Genomic DNA, 21,739 nt, shown 5'->3' with positions numbered 1-21,739 from the left:
ATTACCTGGTCCCGGCGGTGGTCGTCGCTTTGGAGGGGTTGCCGTTGACCGTCAACGGCAAGCTCGATCGCAGGGCCCTGCCCGACCCGGAGTTCTCCACTGCGGGCGGCCGCGGTCCGCGGACCGCGCGGGAGGAGGTCCTGTGCGGGTTGTTCGCCGATGTGCTCGACCTCGCCGAGGTCGGGGTGGAGGACAGCTTCTTCGACCTGGGCGGGCACTCGCTGCTGGCGACCCGCCTGGTCAGCCGTATCCGCGCGGTTCTGGGGGCTGAGGTGCCGATCCGGGCGCTGTTCGAGACCCCGACCGTGGCGGGCCTGGCACGCCACATCGAGCACGGCGACGGCCGGATCCGCCCGGCCCTGACCCGCCGGGAACGCCCCGCCCCCCTGCCCCTGTCGTTCGCGCAGCAGCGGTTGTGGTTCCTGCACAAGCTGGAGGGCTTGTCGCCGACGTACAACATGCCGCTGGCGCTGAGGCTGACCGGAGATCTGGACCAGGCGGCGGTCCGCGCCGCGCTGGACGACGTGGTGGCACGGCACGAGTCGCTGCGCACCGTCTTCCCCGAGGTGGACGGCCGCCCGGTGCAGCGGATTCTCCCGGACGCCGAGAGTTCCGTCGGCTGGCAGGTGCACACCGTCGTGCCCGATGAGCTGGATACCGCCTTGGCCCAGGCCGCCCGGTACGCTTTCGCGCTCGACAAGGAGATCCCGGTGCGTGCCGACCTGTTCGTCACCGCTCCCGGGGAGTCGGTGCTGCTCGTCCTGATGCACCACATCGCGGGTGACGGGTGGTCGTTGGCGCCGTTGGCGCGGGATCTGGTGCAGGCCTATGCCGCTCGCCGCGCGGGTGAGGCCCCGCGGTGGGTGCCGTTGCCGGTCCAGTACGCCGACTACACGTTGTGGCAGCGGGAGATGCTGGGTGCCGACGCCGACCCCACCAGCCGGTTCGGGCGGCAGCTGGCGTACTGGACCGAGCATTTGGCCGGATCGCCCGAGCGGCTGGAGCTGCCGGTGGACCGGCCGCGTCCGGCGGTGACCTCCTACGCCGGGGGGAACCTGGCCTTCCGGCTACCGGCCGGGCTGCATGCCGGGGTGGTCGGCTTGGCGCGGCGGTCGGGTGCGACGGTGTTCATGGTGTTGCAGGCGGCGATGGCGGCGTTGCTGACCCGGCTGGGGGCAGGCAGCGACATCCCGCTGGGCGGCGGTATCGCCGGGCGTACCGACGAGGCGTTGGAGGATCTGGTCGGGCTGTTCGTCAACACGCTGGTGTTGCGCACCGACACCAGCGGCGATCCGAGCTTCGCCGAGCTGCTGGGGCGGGTGCGCGAGACCAGTCTTTCGGCGTACGCCCACCAGGATGTGCCGTTCGAGCACCTGGTGGAGGTGCTGAACCCGCAGCGCACCACCGCCTACCACCCGTTGTTCCAGGTCGCCTTGGTGTTGCAGAACACGCCCCGATCGGCGTTCGCCCTGCCCGGCCTGCGGGTGGAACCCGTTTTCGTCGGTACCGGCACTGCCCGGTTCGACCTGTTCTTCTCGCTCACCGAGACGTCGGATGAGCGCGGTGGCCCGGCCGGGGTGGCGGGATCGGTGGAGTTCTCCACGGAGTCGTTCGATCCGGACACGGTGGATGCGCTGGTGGGGCGGTGGGTGCGGTTGCTGGAGGCGGTGGTGGCCGCCCCGTGGCTGCGGATCGGTGAGGTGGAGCTGCTGTCGGAGGGAGAACGGGCCCGGCTGGTGCCGCGGACGCCGGAGGCGGTGGTGGTGCCGCGGGACCTGCCCGCCCTGGTCGCCGGTCATGACCCGGCCGCCACCGCGATCGAGTCGGGGGAGCGGTCGCTGTCATACGGCGAGCTGGAGGAGTGGTCGGATCGGCTGGCGTACTGGCTGGGTACGCAGGGCGTCGGGGTGGAGTCGCGGGTGGCGTTGGTGTTGCCGCGGTCGGTGGAGTTGGTGGTCGCTGTGCTGGCGGTGGCCAAGGCCGGTGGGGTGTTCGTGCCGGTGGATCCGGGTTATCCGGTTGAGCGGCGGGAGTTCATGCTGGCCGACGCGGCTCCGGTGGTGGTGTTGCGGGATGGTTTGCCGGATGTCTCGGCCTGCCCCGCTGCCGCGCCGGCCGGGGCGCCGGTGGGTGGGATGGTGTCGCGGGCGGCGTATGTGATCTACACCTCGGGGTCGACCGGCGTGCCGAAGGGTGTGGTGGTCTCGCATCGGGGGCTGGCGGCGTTGGCGATGACGCAGGCGCGGCGGCTGGGCGTGGGGCCGGGGTCGCGGGTGTTGCAGTTCTCTTCTCCGAGTTTCGACGCCTGGGTGTGGGAGCTGGTGATGGCGCTGGGGTCGGGGGCGGTGCTGGTGGTGCCGCCGGGTGGCCGGGCGCTGGTGGGTGAGGAGCTTGGCGGGGCGTTGGTGTCGGGCCGGGTGTCTCACGTGACGATGCCGCCGTCGGTGCTGGCCACGGTCGCGCCGGCTGATCTCGCGGAGCTGGGTGTGGTGGTGCTGGCGGGTGAGGCTTGCCCGCCGGAGCTGGCGGGGCGCTGGTCGCGGGATCGCGCGGTGGTGAACGCCTACGGGCCGACGGAGTCGACGGTGTGCGTGTCGATGAGCGGTCCGCTCAGCGGCCAGGTCGCCCCGATCGGTCGTCCGGTGCTGGACACCCGGGTGTATGTGTTGGATGAGGGTTTGCGTCCGGTGCCGCCGGGTGTGGTGGGGGAGTTGTACGCGGCCGGTGCGGGGGTGGCCCGGGGCTATCTCAACCGGCCGGGTTTGACCGCGGAGCGGTTCGTGGCCGATCCCTATGGTCCCGCCGGGTCGCGGATGTATCGCACGGGGGATCTGGCCCGGTGGAACGCCGATGGTGAGCTGGAGTTCCGGGGTCGTGCCGATGAGCAGGTGAAGGTGCGCGGGTTCCGGATCGAGCCGGGCGAGATCGAGGCCGTGCTGCGGGAGCATCCGGCCGTGTCCGACGCTGTCGTGATCGCGCGCGAGGACCAGCCGGGCGAGCGCCGCCTGGTGGGTTACGTCGTCCCGGCCACCGATGACGTCGAGGACGGCGCGGCGGGCGAACAGGTCGGTGAGTGGCGTGACATCTACGAGTCCGCTTATGCCGCCGTGTCGTCGGGGGTGGACTGGGGTGACGAGTTCACCGGCTGGGACTCCGGCATCACCGGGGATGCGATCCCGCTGGAGGAGATGCGGGCCTGGCGCGATCACGCGGTCGGTAACATCCTGGTCCACGCTCCGGAGCGGGTGCTTGAGGTGGGGGTGGGGTCGGGTCTGCTGCTGTCTCGGATCGCGCCGCGGGTGAGCGAGTACTGGGCCACGGACTTCTCGGCGCAGGCGATCGCGCGGCTGACCGCTCTGACCGCCGACTGGCCGCAGGTGCACCTGTCCTGTCGGCCTGCCGATGACGTCACCACTCTGCCCACCGAGCACTTCGACACGATCGTGCTCAACTCGGTGGTGCAGTACTTCCCGTCCGCGGCGTATCTGGCCCGGGTCCTCGGCCGGCTCGCCGGCCTGCTCGCCCCGGGTGGCCGGATCGTGGTCGGCGACGTCCGCCGCCACGGCACCCTCCGGCTCCTGCAGGAGCAGGTTCAGCGGGCCAGGCTTGCGCACGCCTCGGCAGCGGTGATCCAGGCGGCGGTCGATCACGCGGTTCTGGTGGAGAAGGAACTGCTGCTGGAGCCGGGCTGGTTCCAGCGGTGGGCCGCCGAGAACGGTTTCTCCGCGGAGATCAGGCTCAAGCGGGGAAGGGACCACAACGAGCTGACCTGCCATCGGTACGAGGTCAGCCTGTACTCCTCCGGTGTGGCCGCGCTCGACGTCGCCGACCTGCCGGCCGTCACCTCTCTGGACGAGGTCGAGATCCTTCCGGTACGGGTGACCGGCTTGCCCAACGCACGCCTCAGCGGCGACGGGGTGGACCCCGAACAGGTGCATGCCTGGGGCGCCGAGCACGGGTATCGGGTCGTGACCACCTGGGCGGCGGAAGGACCGGATCGTTTCGACGCCGTCCTGCTCGCCGCGGAGGACACCTCGCGGCTCACCGGCACCTGCCGAGTGGTGGACACCTCGGCGAACGAACCCTTGGCGGCCCGGAACGTGGACGCGGTCGTGGCCGGTCTGCGTGATCATCTGGCCGAGCGGCTACCCGAGTACATGGTCCCGGCCGCGGTGGTGCCGATCGGCGCGATCCCGCTGACCCCCAACGGCAAGCTCGACCACAAGGCCCTGCCGGCCCCAGCCTTCACGTCCAGGACGTTCCGCGCCGCCCGCTCTGGCACCGAGGAGACCTTGAACCGCCTGTTCGCCGAGGTACTCGGCGTCCCGCGAGTGGGTGTGGACGACGGCTTCTTCGATCTGGGCGGGCACTCGCTGCTGGCCACGCGTCTGGTCAGCCGTATCCGGACCGTGCTGGGGGTGGAGGTGCCGATCCGGGCGCTGTTCGAGACCCCGACGGTGGCCGGGCTGGCCGCGCGGATCGAGGCGGCCGGCCAGGCCCGGGACCGGCTCGTGCCCCAGCTCCGCCCCGATGTCCTGCCGTTGTCGTTCGCCCAGCAGCGGCTGTGGTTCCTGCACCGGTTGGAGGGCCGTTCGGCGACCTACAACATGCCGTTGACCCTGCGCCTGACCGGCCAGGTGGACATCGACGCCCTGCGCCAGGCATTGGACGACGTGGTGGCCCGTCACGAGTCCCTGCGGACCGTCTTCTCCACGGTGGACGGCCGGCCGCGGCAGGTCGTCCTGCCCAGGGCCTCGGTGCCGTGGCAGGTGGTGGACGTCGCCGCCGGCGAGGTGAGCGACCGCGTCAACGCGGCTGCCCGCCATGGCTTCGACCTGTCCACCGAGGTGCCCGTTCGCGGCGAGGTATTCCGGATCGGTGCCGAGGAGGTGGTGCTGCTGGTTCTGCTGCATCACATCGCGGCCGATGGCTGGTCGACGGGTCCGCTGACCCGTGACCTGGTGGCGGCGTATGTGGCGCGCAGCGCGGGTGAGGCTCCGGTGTGGGAGCCGCTCGCGGTGCAGTACGTGGACTACACGCTGTGGCAGCGGCGTCTGCTCGGTGACGAGACCGACGGCGGCAGTCTGTTCGGCGAGCAACTGGGCTATTGGCGGCAGCGACTGGCCGGGTTGCCGGAGTGCCTGGAACTGCCGGCCGACCGGCCACGCCCGGCGGTGGCGTCGTACCGTGGCGACGCGGTCCGGTTCGAGATCAGCCCCGAGCTGCAGCAGCGAGTCCTGCGGATCGCGCAGAGCACGGGCGCGACGGTGTTCATGGTGTTGCAGGCGGCGTTGGCGGCGCTGTTCACCCGGCTCGGCGCGGGTACCGACATCGTGATGGGGTCACCGGTCGCCGGGCGGACCGATGACGCGCTGGACGATCTGGTCGGGTTCTTCGTCAACACGCTGGTGTTGCGCACCGACACCTCCGGTGATCCGTCCTTCGCTGAACTGGTCGAGCGGGTACGGGAGTCGGATCTGGCGGCGTACGCGCAGCAGGATGTGCCGTTCGAGTATTTGGTGGAGGAGCTCAACCCGCGGCGCTCCGCATCGCATCACCCGTTGTTCCAGGTGATGTTCGCGTTGCAGAACGCACCGATGGGTGACTTCGAGTTGCCGGGTGTGCGGGTGGCCGACGAGCCGGCGCACGCGGGGGTGTCGCGGGTTGATCTGACCGTCAACGTGCTGGAACGCGCCGAACAGGACGGTGGCGCCGCGGGGATCGTCGGCTGGGCGGAGTTCGCCACCGATCTGTTCGACGTGGGTACGGTGAACGGGCTGATGGCTCGGTGGGTGCGGTTGCTGGAGGCGGTCACCACCGACCCGGACGCACCGATCAGCCGGGCTGAGATCCTTACCGACGCCGAGCGGGAGGACCTGGAGCGGTGGTCGGTGAATGAGCGGCGGGTGCCGGTGTCGACGGTGCCGCAGGTGGTGGCGGCGCAGGACCCGGCCGGGCCGGCGGTGCGTCATGGTGATCGCGAGCTGACCTACCAGGAGTTGGGGGAGTGGTCGGATCGTCTGGCCGGGTGGCTGGTCGAGCACGGGGTGCGGGCGGAGTCGCGGGTGGTTCTGCTGATGCCGCGCTCCGCGGATCTGATCGTGGCGATGCTGGGGGTGCTCAAGGCCGGCGGGGTGTATGTGCCGGTGGATCCGGAGTATCCGTCGGCCCGCCGCCGGGCGATCATCGATGACTGCCGCCCGGTGCTGGTGCTGGAGACCCTGCCGGAGTCGGGCGGTGCGGCGAAGGTCACCGTACCGGTGCGGCCGGCCGGTGGCGCGTACGTGATGTACACCTCGGGGTCGGCGGGTGCGCCGAAGGGTGTGCTGGTCACGCACGGTGACATTGTGGCGTTGGCGGCGGATGAGTGTTTCGCGGCCGGTCATGAGCGGGTGCTGTGGCATTCGCCGCAGGTGTTCGACGCCTCGACCTACGAGGTGTGGGTGCCGTTGCTGGGCGGCGGCACGGTGGTGGTGGCCGAGGACGCGGTTGACACCGCGGCGGTGATGCGGGCGGTGGTCGACCACGACATCACCGCCGTGTGGTTGACGGCGGGGTTGTTGGCGGTGGTGGCCGAGCATCATCTGCAGGCGCTGGCCGGGGTGTCGCAGGTGTGGGCCGGTGGGGATGTGGTCTCCCCGTCGGCCGTGGCGCGGGTGCGGCAGGCCCACCCCTCGATCACGGTGGTGAACGGGTACGGGCCGACGGAGGCCACGACCTTCGCGGCCCGTCACAAGGTCGCGGCCGATTTCGGGGGGAGCAGTGTGCCGATCGGTGGCCCGATGGCCGGCATGGGGCTGCACGTGCTGGACGCGGCCCTGCGCCCGGTCGTCCCGGGGGTTGTGGGTGAGTTGTATCTGTCGGGTGCGGGGGTGGCGCGGGGCTATCTGGATCGGCCGGGTTTGACCGCGGAGCGGTTCGTGGCCGATCCCTATGGTCCCGCCGGGTCGCGGATGTATCGCACGGGGGATCTGGCCCGGTGGAACGCCGATGGTGAGCTGGAGTTTCGGGGTCGTGCCGATGAGCAGGTGAAGGTGCGCGGGTTCCGGGTCGAGCCGGGTGAGGTCGAGGCCGTGTTGCGTGGTCATGAGGGGGTGCGGGACGCGGCGGTGGTGGTGCGTGAGGGGCGTCTGGTCGCTTATGTGGTGGGTGACTCGGCGGGGGTGCGGGAGTATGTGGCGCGGTTGCTGCCGGATTACCTGGTCCCGGCGGTGGTCGTCGCTTTGGAGGGGTTGCCGTTGACCGTCAACGGCAAGCTCGATCGCAGGGCCCTGCCCGACCCGGAGTTCCCCGCCACCACCGACGGCCGCGGTCCGCGGACCCCGCAGGAAGAGCTGCTCTGCGGCCTCTACGCCGAGGTCCTGGAACTGCCCCGGGTCGGCGTCGACGACGGCTTCTTCGACCTGGGCGGGCACTCGCTGCTGGCGACCCGCCTGGTCAGCCGTATCCGCGCGGTTCTGGGGGCTGAGGTGCCGATCCGGGCGCTGTTCGAGACCCCGACCGTGGCGGGCCTGGCGCAACGCCTCGCCCTGGATCCGCAGGAGCGGACGTTCGGCGTCCTGCTTCCCCTCCGCGCCGCCGGCCGCCGCGCGCCGCTCTTCTGCGTGCATCCCGGGAGCGGTCTCAGCTGGCCCTACGCGTCGCTCCTGTGGCACATCGACCCGGAGGTTCCGGTGTACGGCCTGCAGGCCCGCGGCCTGCGGGGCGGGGAATCACTGCCCGCCTCGATCGAGGAGATGGCCGCCGAGTACGTAAGCCGGATCCTCAAGGTGTGGCCGGAGGGGCCTTACCGCCTGCTGGGCTGGTCGTTCGGGGGCGTCGTCGCGCACGCGATGGCGGCCCGGCTGGAACAGTCCGGCCGGCGGGTCGAATCGCTCATCCTGATCGACGCGTTCCCGGCGCGCCCACTGGGCGACGACGTCATCGAGAAGGTGGCCGAGGTGGAGATCTCGCGCCTCTACCTCGACATGCTCGGGGCGTTCGAGATCGACACCGCTGAGTACGCGGACCGCACCCTGCGCCACGACGAGTTCGTGCGGATCCTGCGCTCCAGCAACACGGCACTCGCCTCGCTCGATGAGGATCTGCTCGCCGCCTCGTTCCGTGTCATGATCAACAACATCCGGATCGGGGGCCGGTACCGGCACGAGGTGGTGGCCGTGGACACGCTGATCATCGCGGCCGAGCACGAGGATCCGCGGTACACGCTGACAAAGGACACCTGGGGGTCGTACGTGAGCGGTGATATCCGGCTGCACCCGGTGGCCGCGTCGCATCAGCGCCTGCTCAGCCCGGAGCCGCTGCGCGAATACGGCAGGCTGATCGACGAGCGGCTTCGCGGAGACGGGCTCGGCGGCGAACCACGCTGAGCCAGGTGATCGCCGGCCACCCACCGGCCGCCCCGCGTCGTCGCTCCGGCTCGGTGCCTGCTTCCTGTGCGGGGCCGACGGCCGGTGAACGGCGGCCCCGCTGTCTCCTGACCCTCACCCCGCCGGCCGTCATCGGACCGCGCGCTTGAGCTCGCCGCTCTCGCGGGCTGAGGCGTCATCGGCGGCCGGTGGCGGCGACGCCCTCCCGAAGAACGACTACGGCAAGGTGCTCGAGAACACCCTGCGCCGAGTCGAACCGGGACGGGCCGCGCGCCCGTGCCGAGCGGGCGCTGACGGAGAGAATTCGCGCGTGGGGTTCACGGTGCGTCGCGGATCCACGCCGACCTGTACGAGGTCGGCGTGGATCCGTGTCGGGCGCGGGCCGGGCCGGAACGACTCGCCGCCAGGGCGGACGGACGCCGGGATGGCGCGTCCAGCCCGCCGGATGTCAGCCCATGTGCGGGTAGCGGTGGTCGGTCGGCGGGACGAACGTCTCCTTGATCGTCCGGGCGTTGACCCAGCGGGTCAGGTTGAGCATCGACCCGGCCTTGTCGTTGGTGCCCGAGGCGCGGGCCCCGCCGAAGGGCTGCTGGCCGACGACCGCGCCGGTCGGCTTGTCGTTGATGTAGAAATTGCCCGCCGCGAAGCGCAGCCGCTCCGACGCCGAGGTGATCGCGTAGCGGTCCTGGGCGATGACCGATCCGGTCAGCGCGTACGGGGAGACGCCCTCCATCTGGTCGAGCACCGCCTCGAAGTCCGCGTCGTCGTAGACGTGCACGCCGAGGATCGGGCCGAAGTACTCCTTGACGAAGATCTCGTCGGTGGGATCGGCCGACTCCAGGATGGTCGGCCGCACGAAGTAGCCGGTCGAGTCGTCGTACGAGCCGGTCAGCACGTTGATCGAGTCGAGCGAGCGGGCCCGGTCGATCGCGGCCCGGTGCTTGGCGAACGCCCGGTCGTCGATGACCGCGCCCATGAAGGTCGACAGGTCGGCGGCCACGTCGCCGACGGTCAGCGACTCGGCCGTGCCCACCAGTTCGTCGCGGATCACCGACCAGACCGAGCGCGGCACGTAGGCCCGGGAGGCGGCCGAGCACTTCTGCCCCTGGTACTCGAAGGCGCCGCGGACCAGCGCGGTGGTGAGCACACCGGGATCGGCGGAGGGGTGGGCCAGCACGAAGTCCTTGCCGCCGGTCTCGCCGACCAGGCGGGGGTAGGACCGGTAGGAGGTGATGTTGGCGCCGACCGTGGACCACAGGTGCTGGAAGGTCGCCGTGGAGCCGGTGAAGTGGATGCCCGCCAGGTCGGGGTGGGTCGTCGCGACCTCGGAGACGGCGGCGCCGTTGCCGGTCACCATGTTGATGACACCCGGCGGAAGCCCGGCCTCCTCCAGCAGGCGCATGGTGAAGTGCGCGGCGAACTGCTGGGTGGGGGAGGGCTTCCAGACGACCACGTTGCCCATCAGGGCCGGCGCCGACGGCAGGTTCCCGGCGATGGCCGTGAAGTTGAACGGGGTGATCGCCAGGACGAAGCCCTCCAGCGGCCGGTACTCCATCCGGTTCCACACGCCGGGCGACGAGATCGGCTGGTCGCTGAGGAGCCTGCGGGCGAAGTCCACGTTGAAGCGCAGGAAGTCGATCAGCTCGCAGGCCGAGTCGATCTCCGCCTGCTGCGCGGACTTGGACTGGCCCAGGATCGTCGCGCCGTTCAGCGTCTGCCGGTAGGGGCCGGCCAGCAGGTCGGCGGCCCGCAGGAAGATCGCGGCCCGCTCGTCGAACGGCATGGCGCGCCACGCGGGCGCCGCCCGCAGCGCGGCGTCGATCGCCGCGCGCACGTCGCCGGCGGTGGCGTCGGCGGTGCGGCCGAGCACGGAGGCGTGGTTGTGCGGCTGGACCACGTCGATCGGGGCGCCGCCGCCCATCCGCTGCTCGCCGCCGATCGTCATCGTCAGATCCAGCTGGGCCCCGGCCAGCTCCTTGACGCGGTCCTCCAGCGCGGCGCGCTCGGCACTGCCCGGCGCGTAGCCGAGCACCGGCTCGTTGATCGGGGCGGGAACTGCGGAGATGGCATCCATCACTTGCCTCCAAGGGCACGAAGAAAGAAGGCGATGTTCGCCGGACGCTCGGCCAGCCGGCGCATGAAGTAGCCGTACCAGTCGTCGCCGTAGGGGATGTAGACGCGCATGACATGGCCGGCGCCCGCCAGCGCCTGCTGCCGGTCCGTCCTGATGCCGTAGAGCATCTGGTACTCGTAGTCACCGGGGGAGCGGCCGAACCGGTCGGCGAGCGTCTCGGTGATGGAGATCAGCCGGTCGTCGTGCGTCGCCACCATCGGGTAGCCGGCACCCGACATGAGAATGCGCAGGCAGCGCACGTAGGCCCGGTCGACCTCGTTCTTGTGCTGGTGGGCCACCGAGGCGGGTTCGGCGTAGGCGCCCTTGACCAGGCGGACCCGGGAGCCCCGATACGCCAGGTCGCGGCAGTCGGCCTCGCTGCGGAACAGGTAGGACTGCACCGCGACGCCGACGGAGGGGAAGTCCTCGCGCAGGGCCCGCAGCGTCTCCAGCGTGGAGTCGACGGTGGTGTGGTCCTCCATGTCGAGGGTCACGTTCGCCCCGCAGGCGCGGGCGGCCTCGCAGATCTGCCGCGCGTTCTCCAAAGCGATCTTGTCACCGTCGGTGCCCAGCGCCTGACCGACCGCCGAGAGCTTCACCGAGACCTCGGCGCGGTCGCCGAGCCCCAGCTCGCCCAGGGGGCTGAGCAGGGTGGCGTACGCCCTGGCCGTCTGTGCGGCGGCGGCGGCGTCCTTCGTCTCCTCACCCAGGTGGTCGACGCTGACGGCCAGGCCCGCGGCGGCGAGGTGACGGATCGCCTCGACCGCGTCCTGGGGCGTCTCGCCCGCGACGAAGCGGTCGACGACCTTGCGTGTCAGTGGTACGCCGGAGACCGCGCGCCGTACCAGCGGTAACCGGGACGCGCCGAGAAGGAGGGAACCGAGCATGTCTTCACCCTAAAACCCTGGTCAGGCCGACCGTCATGTGCATCTGCCACGACCGGCGGGAAGAGTGTTCATACACATGTACAACAATGGTGAGGTGTTGCAGGAGACAGTCGACGAGATCGCCGCCAGGCTCGGTGCCTCCGCCACCCTGGAGGACCGCTCGTTCCAGCTCCTGGCCTATGCCGCGCAGAGCGGTGACATCGACATGGTGCGCCAGGAGTCCATTCTGCGGCGCCGCGCGACCGACCAGGTGCGGGCCTACTTCGAGGGATACGGCATCGCCGGCGCCCACGGGCCGGTGCGCATCCCCGCCGACGCCGACCTGGGAGTGCTCGCCCGGGTGTGCGTGCCGCTGCGGCACCGTGAGGTGACCTACGGCTACCTGTGGCTGCTCGACGACGGCACGCTCGGCGACGACGTCCTGGCCTCGGTCGGCGATCTGGTCTCCCGGGCCGCCGCGGCCCTCGCGCAGGAGGCCCGCAGCCGCCAGGACATGGGAACGAGCCTGCGGAGGCTGTTCTCCTCCGACACCGAGGAGCGTTCCTGGGCGCTGTCCAGGCTGGACGTGCGCGGCCCGGTGACGGCGATCGCCGTCCGCAGCTCACCGGACCGGGTCGCCGCCCTCTGGACGCTCCCGCGCGGCGTGCTCGCCGATCCGGCGTTCCCTGCCGGGGACGAGCCGCTGGTCGCGCTGCTGGTCCCGGCCGGCCAGGCGAGGGAGTTGGCGGGCCGGATCCAGGGCATGTACGGCACGGTGGTGGGTGTCGGCGCCCCCCGAGACGATCTCTCCCAGGTCTGGCGGAGCTGGCGGGAGGCCGTGCACGCGCTCGGCGTCGCCGGCCGGGTGCCCGCGCTGGGGCCCGTCGCCGCCTGGTCGAGGCTGGGGGTCTACCGGTCGCTCGCCCGCATGTCCCAGGCCGGGCTGCGGGAACTGGCGGAGGAGGTCGCCGGGCTGGCCCGGGACCCGGAACTGGTCAGGACCGTGGAGAGCTATCTCGACCGCGCGGGTCACGTCCAGGAGACCGCCACCGCGCTCGGCGTGCACCGCCAGACGCTCTACTACCGGCTGGCCAAGGCCGAGCGGCTCACCGGCCGCGACCTCGCCGACGGTGAGAACCGCCTGCTGGTCCACCTCGCCCTCAAGGCGATCCGCCTGCTCTGAGAAGGCCCCGGCCGCGCTAGACGGCGGCCCGGTAGATCTTCACCCAGTCCACGTACATGCTGACCGTCGGCGGAGTGGAACGGTTGCGGCAAGGCGACCACTCGTTGCACGTCACGTCGTTCTGCAGCGCCAGGTGCATGGGGCGACCCGTCGGCACGTTCGGCCCCCGGTAGTCCCACACCTTCCTGCCGTCCAGCCAGAACGTCAGCCGTCCGGGCAGCCAGTCCACCGCGACCGTGTGCCACCGGGTGAAGTCGGCCCTCATCTGCCGCTGGGCCTGGGGCTCGTCGCCACGGTGCACGAAGATCCCGCCCGACCTGCGGGCCGGGTCGATGATCTCGGCGAAGTCGATCTCCGCGTACTCCCCGCCCCTCTGGTCGGACGGCCAGAGCAGGGCCACCGGGGTGTAGCCGGCGCCGCGCTCGGCCCGCAGCCGCACCTCCCAGCGTCCGTACCGTTGCGCCGAGCGGGTCGCGATGCCACCGGACAGGTCCCTGCCCGACACGATGCCGCCCTTGAGCCGCAGGACGCCGTCGCCCACGCTCGTGGCCCGCCCGGTGCGCGGGTTGGTCTCGGCGTTGGGGGAGTGGTAGACGACCCATTTACGGCCGTCGACCCGGGTGCCGCCGAAGTTCTCCACCAGGACGGGGGCGCCCCACCCTCGCTCGGCGGACGCGCTCGGTGCCGGCAGCGCGGAGAGCGCCAGGGCGGTGGCCAGGATGCCCAGGAACGTGCCACGAATTGACATGGGCCCATCAAAGCAACGATCGCACTCGAGTAACAGTGGTATTCCGTTTTCGCATCCGTCCCACGAATCCGAAGGGTGCTAGTTCGGGCAGGTTGTGCCACGATTTCGGACATGAGCGACATTGATGCCATACGGCGGGCACTGGCCAGGCTGGTGGAGTCCGGTGAGCTCCAGGCGGAGCAGGTGGAGCCGGTCACCCGCGCCGTGGGCGAGGCGCTGCGCGACCGGGGCGCCGGGGACCGGGTCAGATGGAGCGAGATCCTCGCGTACGTCGGCGGGGGACTCGTCCTGGCCGGTGCCGCCGCATTCGTCGCCCTGGGCTGGGATCGGATGACCCAGTCGACGAGGATCACGGTTCTCGCCGTGGTCACCGCCCTGCTGCTGGCGGTGGCCGTGGGGCTCGGCAGGGCCGCGCGGTCCGCGACCGGCAGGACGGCCGCCGTACAGGGCAGGGTCGCCGCCACGCTCGCCGCGCTGGGTTCGGGCACCGCCGCCCTCTGCGCCGGGGTCGCCGCCGATCACCACGAGGGACTCATCGGCGGCGCGGCCGGACTGGTGATCGCGGCGGGGGCGTACGCGCTGCTGCCCACCGCGATCGGCCTGCTGGCCTGTGGCGGGTTCGCCCTGGTCACGGTGACCGGCCTGCTGGATCTCTCGGTCGGGGGAGAGGGCGCGGGTTGGGGTCTCGCCTATGTCGCGCTGGGGGTGCTCATCCTGGCGCTCGCCCTCGCCGGGCTGCTCGTCCCGCACGATCTGGGGCTGGGCATGGGCGCGGCCATCGCGCTCTTCGGCGGCCAGTGGCCCGTCCTGTGGGACGGGGAGGCCTGGGGATACTGGCTGACCGCGGTGATCGCGCTGGCCTGCCTGTCGCTGTACGGGCGCCGGCGCACCTGGGTGCTGATCGTCAGCGGCGTGGCCGGGCTGACACTCGCCGTTCCCGAGGCCGTCTGGGACTGGACGGACGGGGCCGTGGGCGGCGCGGTGATCCTGGTCCTGGCCGGCGCCGTCCTGCTGGCCGCGAGCGGTCTCGGGGTCGTGCTGCACCGCCGCGCGTCCCAGTCGTAGGCCGCCTCCCGGACATGTGAAGGACCGGGACTCCGGCGGGAGTCCCGGTCCTTCACATGTGACGGGTGGCCGGTGGCGCCCGGCGGGCGCGGCGGGCGCGGTCAGCGGGCGGAACCGGAGAGGGCGACCTCGTAGACGTGGACGAGTTCCTGGCTGATCCGCTCCCACGAGTAGCGGGACCGGGCGCGGTCGGCGCCGGCGAAGCCGAGCGCGGTGCGGCGGGTCGGGTCGGCGAGAAGCTCGCGGGTCAGGCGGGAGGTCTGCGCGGGACGGTCGGCGGGCACCAGCAGGCCGGTCACCCCGTCCACCACGGAGTCGAGGTGGGCGCCCACCGCGGAGGCGATGACGGGCACGCCGCAGGCCATGGCCTCCAGCACGACGACGCCGGCCGGAGCCTCCTGGGGCAGGGAGACGACCACGTCGGCGCTGCGCATCAGCTTGGCGACCGCGGAGTGCGGGATGTGCCCGAGAACGGTGATCCGATCGTCGACGCCGATCTCCTTGGCCAGCAGCATCATGCGGCGCGCGTCGGCGTCGTGCTCCAGGTCCGCGGTCGCCGGGCCACCGGCGATGATCAGCTCGGCGTCGGGGATGCCCTCCAGGGCGCGGATCGCGGTGTGCACACCCTTCTCCGCGGTGAGAGGCCCGACGTGCAGCAGGCGGGGACGGGTACCGCGGGCGGAGGCCGGGCCCTGGCGGCGGAACCGCTCGACGTCGACACCGCGCGGGATCACCGAGATGCTGCGGCGCGGCACGCCCAGCCGGATCAGCGAGCTCTCCTCGTCGCCGCACCCGGCGATCACCGCGCTGGCCCGGCGCCCGATGGCCCGCTGCAGCCGTACTCGCTTGGCGTCGCGGGGGTGCTCGCTGCTGAACGTCTGGGTGAACGGCACGTTCAGGCCGTTCGCCCCGGCGATGGCGGCCAGCCCGCCGGTCCAGGAGTGCGCGTGGATGACATCGGGGCGATCCTGCCCCCAGCGGTGCATCAACTGGTCGCCGAGGTCGGAGATGTAGGGCAGCACGCCGTCTTCCGGAAGATCCTGCGCGGGTCCGGCGGTCAGATGCTCAAGCGTGACGCCCTGCGACACACGAACTTTGGGCTTGTCAAGGTCGGAGTTTCTCCGGGCGTAGATGGTGACCTTGTGCTCCCGGCCGAGTTCCCGGGCGACGGCCATCAGGTGAGCGCGCTGGGAGGCGAGGTCGGACTCGTCCTGGGTGGAGGAGAGAGCCTCGGAGGAGACGAATGCAATGTTCACGGCACACCTCTGGGAGGAGATAGGCATGGAAAGCCTGTTATTCCTTCAGGGGTGCCTGCGTCTTAGGCACACGTCTGCATTGCCCTAACCATACCCCGATCCGGCCCAGTGCCAAACCCGCGGGCCGAATGCGGTCTCGACATCTCTTGACCGAGTCACACGACACGCAGGGCGAGTATCACGATCTCGTCCCAGACCCTCCCGCCGGAGAAGGCGTGCCGGTCCTCCTCCACCGTCTTGACGATCTCGGCGGGCGAGCGTGTCACACAGCGTGCCAGCACGTCGGCCAGCCTGGTCTCGCCGTAGGGCTCACCGAGCTCGTTCTGCGAGGCGACCAGGCCGTCGGAGTAGAACACCAGGGTCTGGCCGGAGGCCGGCGTGAGCTCCTCGGTGAACATCTCGGCCTCGGCGGCGATGCCCAGCGGTACGCCGCCCCCAGCGGTGAACCGCACCCCGCCGTCGGGCTGCAGCAGCGCGGCGGGGTGGTGTCCCGCGCTGGCCAGCCTGATCTTGCGCGCCCGGATGAAGCCGGTCACGGCCATCACGAACATGCCGTTGTGCTGGGCGGTCAGGGCCTGGTTCAGCTTGCGCATCACCTCGCCGGGGTCGGACTCCCAGACGCTGAGCACGCGCAGCCCGTTGCGGACCATGGCACTGACCGACGCGGCCTCCTCGCCTTTGCCGGCGGCGCCCCCGAGGGCGAAACCCCACCCGTCCCGGGTGGGGAAGACGTCGTAGAACTCGGCGCCGACCGGGCTGGAGCCCGCGTTGTAGATGGCGGCGGCCTCGAATCCGGGGATGTCCGGCAGGCTCCGGGGCACCACGCTGGTACGCAGCGCGTCGGCGGCCCGCGAGCGGGTCTGGAAGCTGCGCCGGGCGCGCAGCGCGAGCCCCAGGTGGACGCCGATCTCCTCCAGCACCCCCAGATCGGCCAGCGAGAACGGCTCCCGGTCGCGCAGGCGCACCAGGGTCAGGGAGCCCAGCACGTCGTCCTCGCCGCCGATCGGCACGATCAGCACCGAGGCGGCGTTCATCACCCGCAGCAGGGGCGGCCCACCGGGGACGTCGCCGAGCAGCCTCTCGTCCTCCAGCATCTCGTGCACCACGCCCGAGCCGCCGGTCAGCACGTGTGCGATGGCCGGTGCGGCCAGCGGTTTCATCTGTTCGGCGAGGCGGACCAGCTGGGTCACCGGCTTGTCGCTCGGGCCGAGCACGCAGGCGCGGGCGGGGACGCCGTCGCGGATCACATCGGCGATCACCCAGTCGGCCGACTCCGAGGCCAGCAGTCGCGCGGCCCTGGTGACGGTCACCGGCTGGCGCAGGCTCTCCTCGTCGAGCAACAGGCGGGTCATCCTGGCCAGCAGTTCCTGCCGGCGTGCCGCGGCCATGACCAGGGTGGCGTCCGACCGGTCGGCGGGACCGTGGGGCGGCCCGGCCACCTGCGCCTCCAGTGGCAGGATCATGACCGCGACCATCTCCTGCGGCTCGCCCGGCATCGTCAGCCGGGTGATGGCCAGCTGCACCGTGTGCGCGCGGCCCTGGTGGGCCAGCCGTGTCTGGAACGTCGCGGTCTGACCGCCCTGCTGGACCGCCGTCAGGTGCGAGCGGAACGCCGCCCGGCGGGAGACGTCGACGAACAGCGGGAACGAGCGGCCGATCAGATACCCCGCCGGGCTGCCGAGCATCCGGGAGGTCTCGGCGCTGATCCGCCGAACCACACCCGAGGCGTCCAGCACCGCCACCGGGATGGGGAAGGTGCGGAACACCTGCCGCAGTAGCTTGAGTTCCCGCTGCGATCCGCTCTCCCGCTGGCCCGACCGCCTGGGCGCCTTGCGCAGCTCGCGCACGGAGGTCTCCAGCAGCTCGCGGGCGGTGTCGAGCTCCGCCAGCGCCGCGTCAAGTGTGGACCGGGGGTCGGCGGGGTATGCGGACTTCGCCTCGCGCAGGGAGGAGATCCTGGTGCTCAGCGCGCTCAGCGCCTGCTCCAGGCTCTGAAGGCCAATGGCGTCGGTCAATGCTCGTCCTCGTCAGGGGCCGGAGTGGGCTGGTCCCGTCGTAGACGGTACGCCACCCCGGTAGGTCGAATCGATCGCGGTCGGATAGTGGTTAAGTTAGTGACACACGGAGGGGAGTCGCGAGATGGATATGGTCACTCCCGTTCTGGCCCGGGACCTGGCGGCCCTCGGCAGGGTCAGCGAGGAAACATCGAGCGAGAGCGTGCTACGCGGGCTCACGGCAACCCTGGCAGGCGGTGTGCCCGGTTGCGCGGGCGGGTCCGCCGAACTCTGGCGCCAGGAACGCATGGTCGTCTCAGCCTCTCACAGTGAGCTCATCGTGCTCCTCGACGGCGAGGAGAAGTTCGGTGAGGGACCTTCGACCGAGGCCCGCGCCACCGGACAGTACGTGGTCGTCCAGGACGTCCTGCGCGAGTCCCGCTGGCCGGCGTACGCCGGTATGGCGGTCCGCTGCGGCGTCCGCTCGGTTCTGGTGATGCCGATCACCATCGAGCACGCCGTCCTGGTCCTCGGCCTGTACGGTGTGCGCCCCGGCGCCTTCGCCGCCAGGAACATCCCGCCGCTGGCCGACATGCTCGCCGAACAGGCAGGGGTGGCGCTCGCCAACCTGTGGGACTACGACGAGGTCCGTACCGACGCCGCCCAGATGCAGGAGGCCCTGGCGGGCCGGGCGATCATCGACCAGGCCAAGGGCATCATCATGAAGTCCAGCGGCTGCTCGGCCGAGGCCGCCTTCGACGAGCTGCGCCGCATCTCCCAGCACCACCAGGTGAAGGTCGCGGACCTGGCCAGGCTGCTGGTCGACGAGCACCAGCGCAACCAGGGCGAGAAAACCGGCTGAGAGGGCGTCCGCCGGCGCCGTGCCGGGGGCGGTGAGCCGTAGGGACGACCAGGCCCACGGGGCAGGGGGAAGGGAAGCCGATGATCCATCGACGGAGTGGGGGAGTAGGTGGCTGACCTGCTGCGTGTCTCTGTCGCCGAACTGGCGGACGGTGCCGCCGACGGCCCGTTGCTCGACATGTCCAAAGGGGTGTGCGAGCCGATCGTGGGGGTGGAACTGGACGGCGGCGCCGACGCGGTGACGCTGGACCGTGCGGTGACGCGGGCACGCGCCTGTGACCGGCTGCTGATCGGGATCGCCGGGAAGCCGTTGCCCGCACAGGCGGCGGATCTGACGCGCGCGCTGGATCTGACCCTCGCCGGGCCGGCCGGGCCGGCCGGACGCGAGTGCGTCGTCGTTCCCGACCCCGAGGAGCGGCTCACGGCCGTGCACAGCGCGGCGCTGCGCAACCCGCAGGCCTCCGTCGTTCTCGGCGCCCTCCTCAGGATGACGGAGGCGCTGGAGGTCACCACCGCTCTGGACGTCGAATCCCTCGCCTACTCGACCCTGCTCGGCGGCCCCGAGTTCCGCCGCTGGCTTGAGGGCCGTCGTCGCCGGCCGGTACCGGCGACGACGGCACCACCGGTGCTGATCGACCGGGTCGGCGACCGTCTGCTGATCACGCTGAACAGGCCGGAGCGGCGCAACGCCTACGGACGGGAGGTCCGTGACGCCCTGGTCGAGGCCATGCGCCTCGCGGTGCTCGACGACACCGTCACCCGGGTGGTGATCGACGGTGCCGGGCCGTCCTTCTGCTCCGGGGGCGACCTCGACGAGTTCGGCACCACTCCTGATCTCACCACCGCGCATCTGGTGCGCACCCGCGGCGGTGCCGGAAGGCTCGTTCACGAGCTCGCGGACCGGGTCGAGGTGCGCGTGCACGGTAGCTGCGTCGGTGCCGGGATCGAGCTGCCCGCCTTCGCCGGAACCGTGATCGCCGATCCCGGGGCCACCTTCCGCCTGCCGGAAATCGGCATGGGGCTGATTCCCGGCGCGGGCGGCACGGTCGGCATCCCCCGGCGTGTCGGTCGCTGGCGTACCCTCTACCTCGCCATGACCGGCGAGCCCGTCGATGCGGCGACCGCCCTGTCGTGGGGGCTGGTCGACGAGGTCATGCCGTCGGGGTTCGGATGCCCGTCAGGCGGAGGAGGAGCTCATGACGGAGCCATGGCGCCGTCCGGGCGGCCGCGGTAGGCGGAGGGATCCACAGAGAACGCCTTAGCCGAAGGCGGCGATCGCGTCGTCGATCGTGTCGTAGAGGGGCAGCCGCTGGGCCAGACCGGTGATCCACATCACTTTGGTCTTGGCGTACTCCACTCCGATGAGCGCGAACTTGGCGCCGGCGGTGGTGCTGAGCTGCCAGTGGTGGACGATCAGCCCCAACGCCCGCGAGTCCATGAAGGTCACGCCACCCAGGTCCAGTGCCATGTCCAGGCCGTGCTCGCCCGTCTGCGCCGCCAGGTAGTCGGCGAACTGCTCCCTTGTCGTCGCGTCCAGCAGGCCCGTCACCCGGATCACGTTGATCCCACTGACGAGCGCCGACGTGAGAGTCAGGGCTGCAGATCTCTCGCCGTTCTCCGACACCGTCACTCAGAGCCTCCTCGCACCATTCGATTAGCAACCTTACTGTTACCTGCGGGCGAGTAATACTCCAGGATTCAGGGGAATAGTGGAACCAGAGGTCCAGCAGAGGGCCTCGCCTCGAAAATCGGTCGAGGCGATGCCGTCTGCCCGGACGTTGCTCCGTGGTCGGCTCGCCCGACAGTAATACCAGGGAGCAGCAATGTCTGTTCAGGCACTCGACATCACCGACATGACCGCTGAGGACCTCCTCGCCGAGATGTCTTTGCCCGAGGTATCCGACCATCGTGCCGAGCGCCTGCGCGAGCGCATCGTCGAGATGCACCGCCACCTCGCCATGGAGATCGCCCGCCGCTACCGTTACCGCGGCGAGCCGATGGAGGATCTCCTGCAGGCCGCGTACGTGGGGCTGATGAAGGCCATCAACGGCTTCGACCCGACCCTCGGGCACCCCTTCCGCGGCTACGCCGTGGTCACCATGACCGGTGAGGTCAAGCGCCACTTCCGCGACCGCACCTGGGCCATTCGCGTCCCCCGCGTCTACCAGGAGCGCAGGGCCGAGCTGAACCGCCTGGTAGCCGATCTCAGCCAGGAGTTCGGCCGTGCCCCCACGGTCGCCGAGCTGGCCGCGAAGATGCACATCTCCGAAGAGGACGTCCTGCTCACCCTCGATGCCTCCGCCGCCTACAGCGCGCTTTCGCTGGACGCCCCCCTCGGCGCCGACGACGACGCGGCGGCGCTTGGCGACGTCATCCCCGAGGAGGACGACGCGCTGGGCACCCTCGTGGACCGCGAGGCGGTCAAGCCGTTGATCGACAAGCTGCCGACGCGGGAGAAGAACATCCTGCTGCTGCGCTTCTTCGGAAACATGACCCAGGCCGAGATCGCCGCGGAATTCGGGATCTCCCAGATGCACGTCTCCCGTATCCTGCGAAAGGTGCTCGACCAGCTCCGTGCGGAGCTTGTCGCCGAATGCTGAATACACAGCCTGTTACCGGGCACCCCAGTCGGCGACAACGGACGTGGCGTAAGGTGCGTTTGAACGAATCCCGGATGTTGAGGACGACAGCGGACCGGGACAGGGGAGGCGGATCTCGGGTGAACGAGGACGGTGTTCGTCCGGCTCGCTTCACGGCGAGTGGCGCCCGTTCCAGGGTTTCTCCCGCGGGGACCGCCGTGGCCGAACTCGCCTTCTGTCTTCCCGATCTTCCCGACGTACGCGACTTCGCCGCCGTCCAGGCCGTGCGGAGTGGCATGTCACAGGACGGACTCGCCGACTTCCTGGTGGCGTTGAACGAGGTGGCCACCAACGCGGTCACCCACGGCCACGCCACCGCCAAGGCCATGCTGCGGATGTGGACCGTCGACCGGACCCTCGTCGTGGAGATCCACGACGAGGGTCAGTGGGACCCCGGACCGTCCCCGGGGGAGACACCCCCGGGGCCGCACGCGACCAGCGGCATGGGCCTGTGGGTGGCCCGGATGGTCAGCTCCGACATCAAGTTCGAGACCGGGGCCGCGGGCACGTTCATCACCATGTCGTTCAAGGTCTAGCCTCCTCTAGCCGTTCCTCCGGCCGTTCCGGGCCGGAGGAACGGCTTCTCCGTCTGCGCCCGGACTCCGATCCGGGCGCTTTTCGATGTCGATGTACTTCCTGACGGCT

At 70.9% G+C, this 21,739-nt stretch carries 13 protein-coding genes; 7 read left to right on the top strand and 6 right to left on the bottom strand.

Annotated elements, in window-relative coordinates:
- Nucleotides 1-17 precede the first annotated feature (17 nt).
- Nucleotides 18-8,369, top strand: coding sequence for an amino acid adenylation domain-containing protein (locus AB0K21_RS43710; protein WP_364158928.1), 8,352 nt, complete (start codon nucleotides 18-20; stop codon nucleotides 8,367-8,369).
- A gap of 448 nt (nucleotides 8,370-8,817) precedes the next feature.
- On the opposite strand, the gene pruA is transcribed toward AB0K21_RS43710, so the two are convergent.
- Both pruA and AB0K21_RS43700 read right to left on the bottom strand, forming a co-directional pair.
- Nucleotides 8,818-10,443: an L-glutamate gamma-semialdehyde dehydrogenase gene (gene pruA, locus AB0K21_RS43705; protein WP_364158925.1), complete on the bottom strand. Its 1,626-nt coding sequence runs from the start codon at nucleotides 10,441-10,443 to the stop codon at nucleotides 8,818-8,820.
- Nucleotides 10,443-11,369 carry a proline dehydrogenase family protein gene (locus AB0K21_RS43700; RefSeq protein ID WP_343983573.1) on the bottom strand — a complete coding sequence of 309 codons (927 nt, stop codon included), beginning with the start codon at nucleotides 11,367-11,369 and terminating at the stop codon, nucleotides 10,443-10,445. The genes pruA and AB0K21_RS43700 overlap by 1 nt, the downstream gene beginning before the upstream one ends.
- Before the next feature lie 94 nt (nucleotides 11,370-11,463).
- Between AB0K21_RS43700 and AB0K21_RS43695 the strand changes: the two genes are divergently transcribed.
- Nucleotides 11,464-12,531 carry a helix-turn-helix domain-containing protein gene (locus tag AB0K21_RS43695; protein ID WP_343983575.1) on the top strand — a complete coding sequence of 356 codons (1,068 nt, stop codon included), beginning with the start codon at nucleotides 11,464-11,466 and terminating at the stop codon, nucleotides 12,529-12,531.
- 16 nt (nucleotides 12,532-12,547) lie between these two features.
- Here AB0K21_RS43695 and AB0K21_RS43690 read toward each other — a convergent pair whose 3' ends face one another.
- Complete coding sequence (locus AB0K21_RS43690) at nucleotides 12,548-13,279, bottom strand: glycoside hydrolase family 16 protein (protein WP_343983578.1); 732 nt, start codon at nucleotides 13,277-13,279, stop codon at nucleotides 12,548-12,550.
- Nucleotides 13,280-13,390: 111 nt separating this feature from the next.
- On the opposite strand from AB0K21_RS43690, the gene AB0K21_RS43685 reads away from it, so the two are divergent.
- Complete coding sequence (locus AB0K21_RS43685; protein ID WP_364158920.1) at nucleotides 13,391-14,344, top strand: hypothetical protein; 954 nt, start codon at nucleotides 13,391-13,393, stop codon at nucleotides 14,342-14,344.
- A gap of 101 nt (nucleotides 14,345-14,445) precedes the next feature.
- On the opposite strand, the gene AB0K21_RS43680 is transcribed toward AB0K21_RS43685, so the two are convergent.
- A complete protein-coding gene (locus AB0K21_RS43680) occupies nucleotides 14,446-15,600 on the bottom strand; it encodes a glycosyltransferase (protein ID WP_343983584.1) in 1,155 nt (384 codons plus the stop codon).
- Nucleotides 15,601-15,755: 155 nt separating this feature from the next.
- Nucleotides 15,756-17,615: a SpoIIE family protein phosphatase gene (locus AB0K21_RS43675; protein WP_343983587.1), complete on the bottom strand. Its 1,860-nt coding sequence runs from the start codon at nucleotides 17,613-17,615 to the stop codon at nucleotides 15,756-15,758.
- Between the two features lie 124 nt (nucleotides 17,616-17,739).
- Here AB0K21_RS43675 and AB0K21_RS43670 point away from each other — a divergent pair, with 124 nt between their 5' ends.
- Both AB0K21_RS43670 and AB0K21_RS43665 read left to right on the top strand, forming a co-directional pair.
- Nucleotides 17,740-18,456, top strand: a complete 717-nt coding sequence (locus AB0K21_RS43670; RefSeq protein ID WP_343983590.1) for an ANTAR domain-containing protein — start codon at nucleotides 17,740-17,742, stop codon at nucleotides 18,454-18,456.
- 108 nt (nucleotides 18,457-18,564) lie between these two features.
- Entirely contained in the window at nucleotides 18,565-19,689 is a 1,125-nt protein-coding gene (locus AB0K21_RS43665) for an enoyl-CoA hydratase/isomerase family protein (RefSeq protein ID WP_343983593.1), read from the top strand.
- A gap of 24 nt (nucleotides 19,690-19,713) precedes the next feature.
- On the opposite strand, the gene AB0K21_RS43660 is transcribed toward AB0K21_RS43665, so the two are convergent.
- The gene (locus AB0K21_RS43660) at nucleotides 19,714-20,085 is read right to left on the bottom strand and encodes an STAS domain-containing protein (RefSeq protein WP_343983596.1); all 372 of its coding nucleotides are present in this window, start codon (nucleotides 20,083-20,085) and stop codon (nucleotides 19,714-19,716) included.
- Between the two features lie 193 nt (nucleotides 20,086-20,278).
- On the opposite strand from AB0K21_RS43660, the gene AB0K21_RS43655 reads away from it, so the two are divergent.
- Together AB0K21_RS43655 and AB0K21_RS43650 are read left to right on the top strand one after the other, a co-directional pair.
- The gene (locus AB0K21_RS43655) at nucleotides 20,279-21,055 is read left to right on the top strand and encodes a SigB/SigF/SigG family RNA polymerase sigma factor (protein WP_343983599.1); all 777 of its coding nucleotides are present in this window, start codon (nucleotides 20,279-20,281) and stop codon (nucleotides 21,053-21,055) included.
- A gap of 197 nt (nucleotides 21,056-21,252) precedes the next feature.
- Nucleotides 21,253-21,630, top strand: coding sequence for an ATP-binding protein (locus AB0K21_RS43650; RefSeq protein WP_343983603.1), 378 nt, complete (start codon nucleotides 21,253-21,255; stop codon nucleotides 21,628-21,630).
- The last annotated feature ends 109 nt before the right edge of the window (nucleotides 21,631-21,739 follow it).

Source organism: Streptosporangium sp. NPDC049248 (assembly GCF_040678965.1).
Taxonomy (GTDB): Bacteria; Actinomycetota; Actinomycetes; order Streptosporangiales; family Streptosporangiaceae; genus Streptosporangium; species Streptosporangium fukuiense.
Note: the sequence above shows the minus strand (reverse complement) of the source record. Positions and strands in the feature narration are given on the sequence as shown.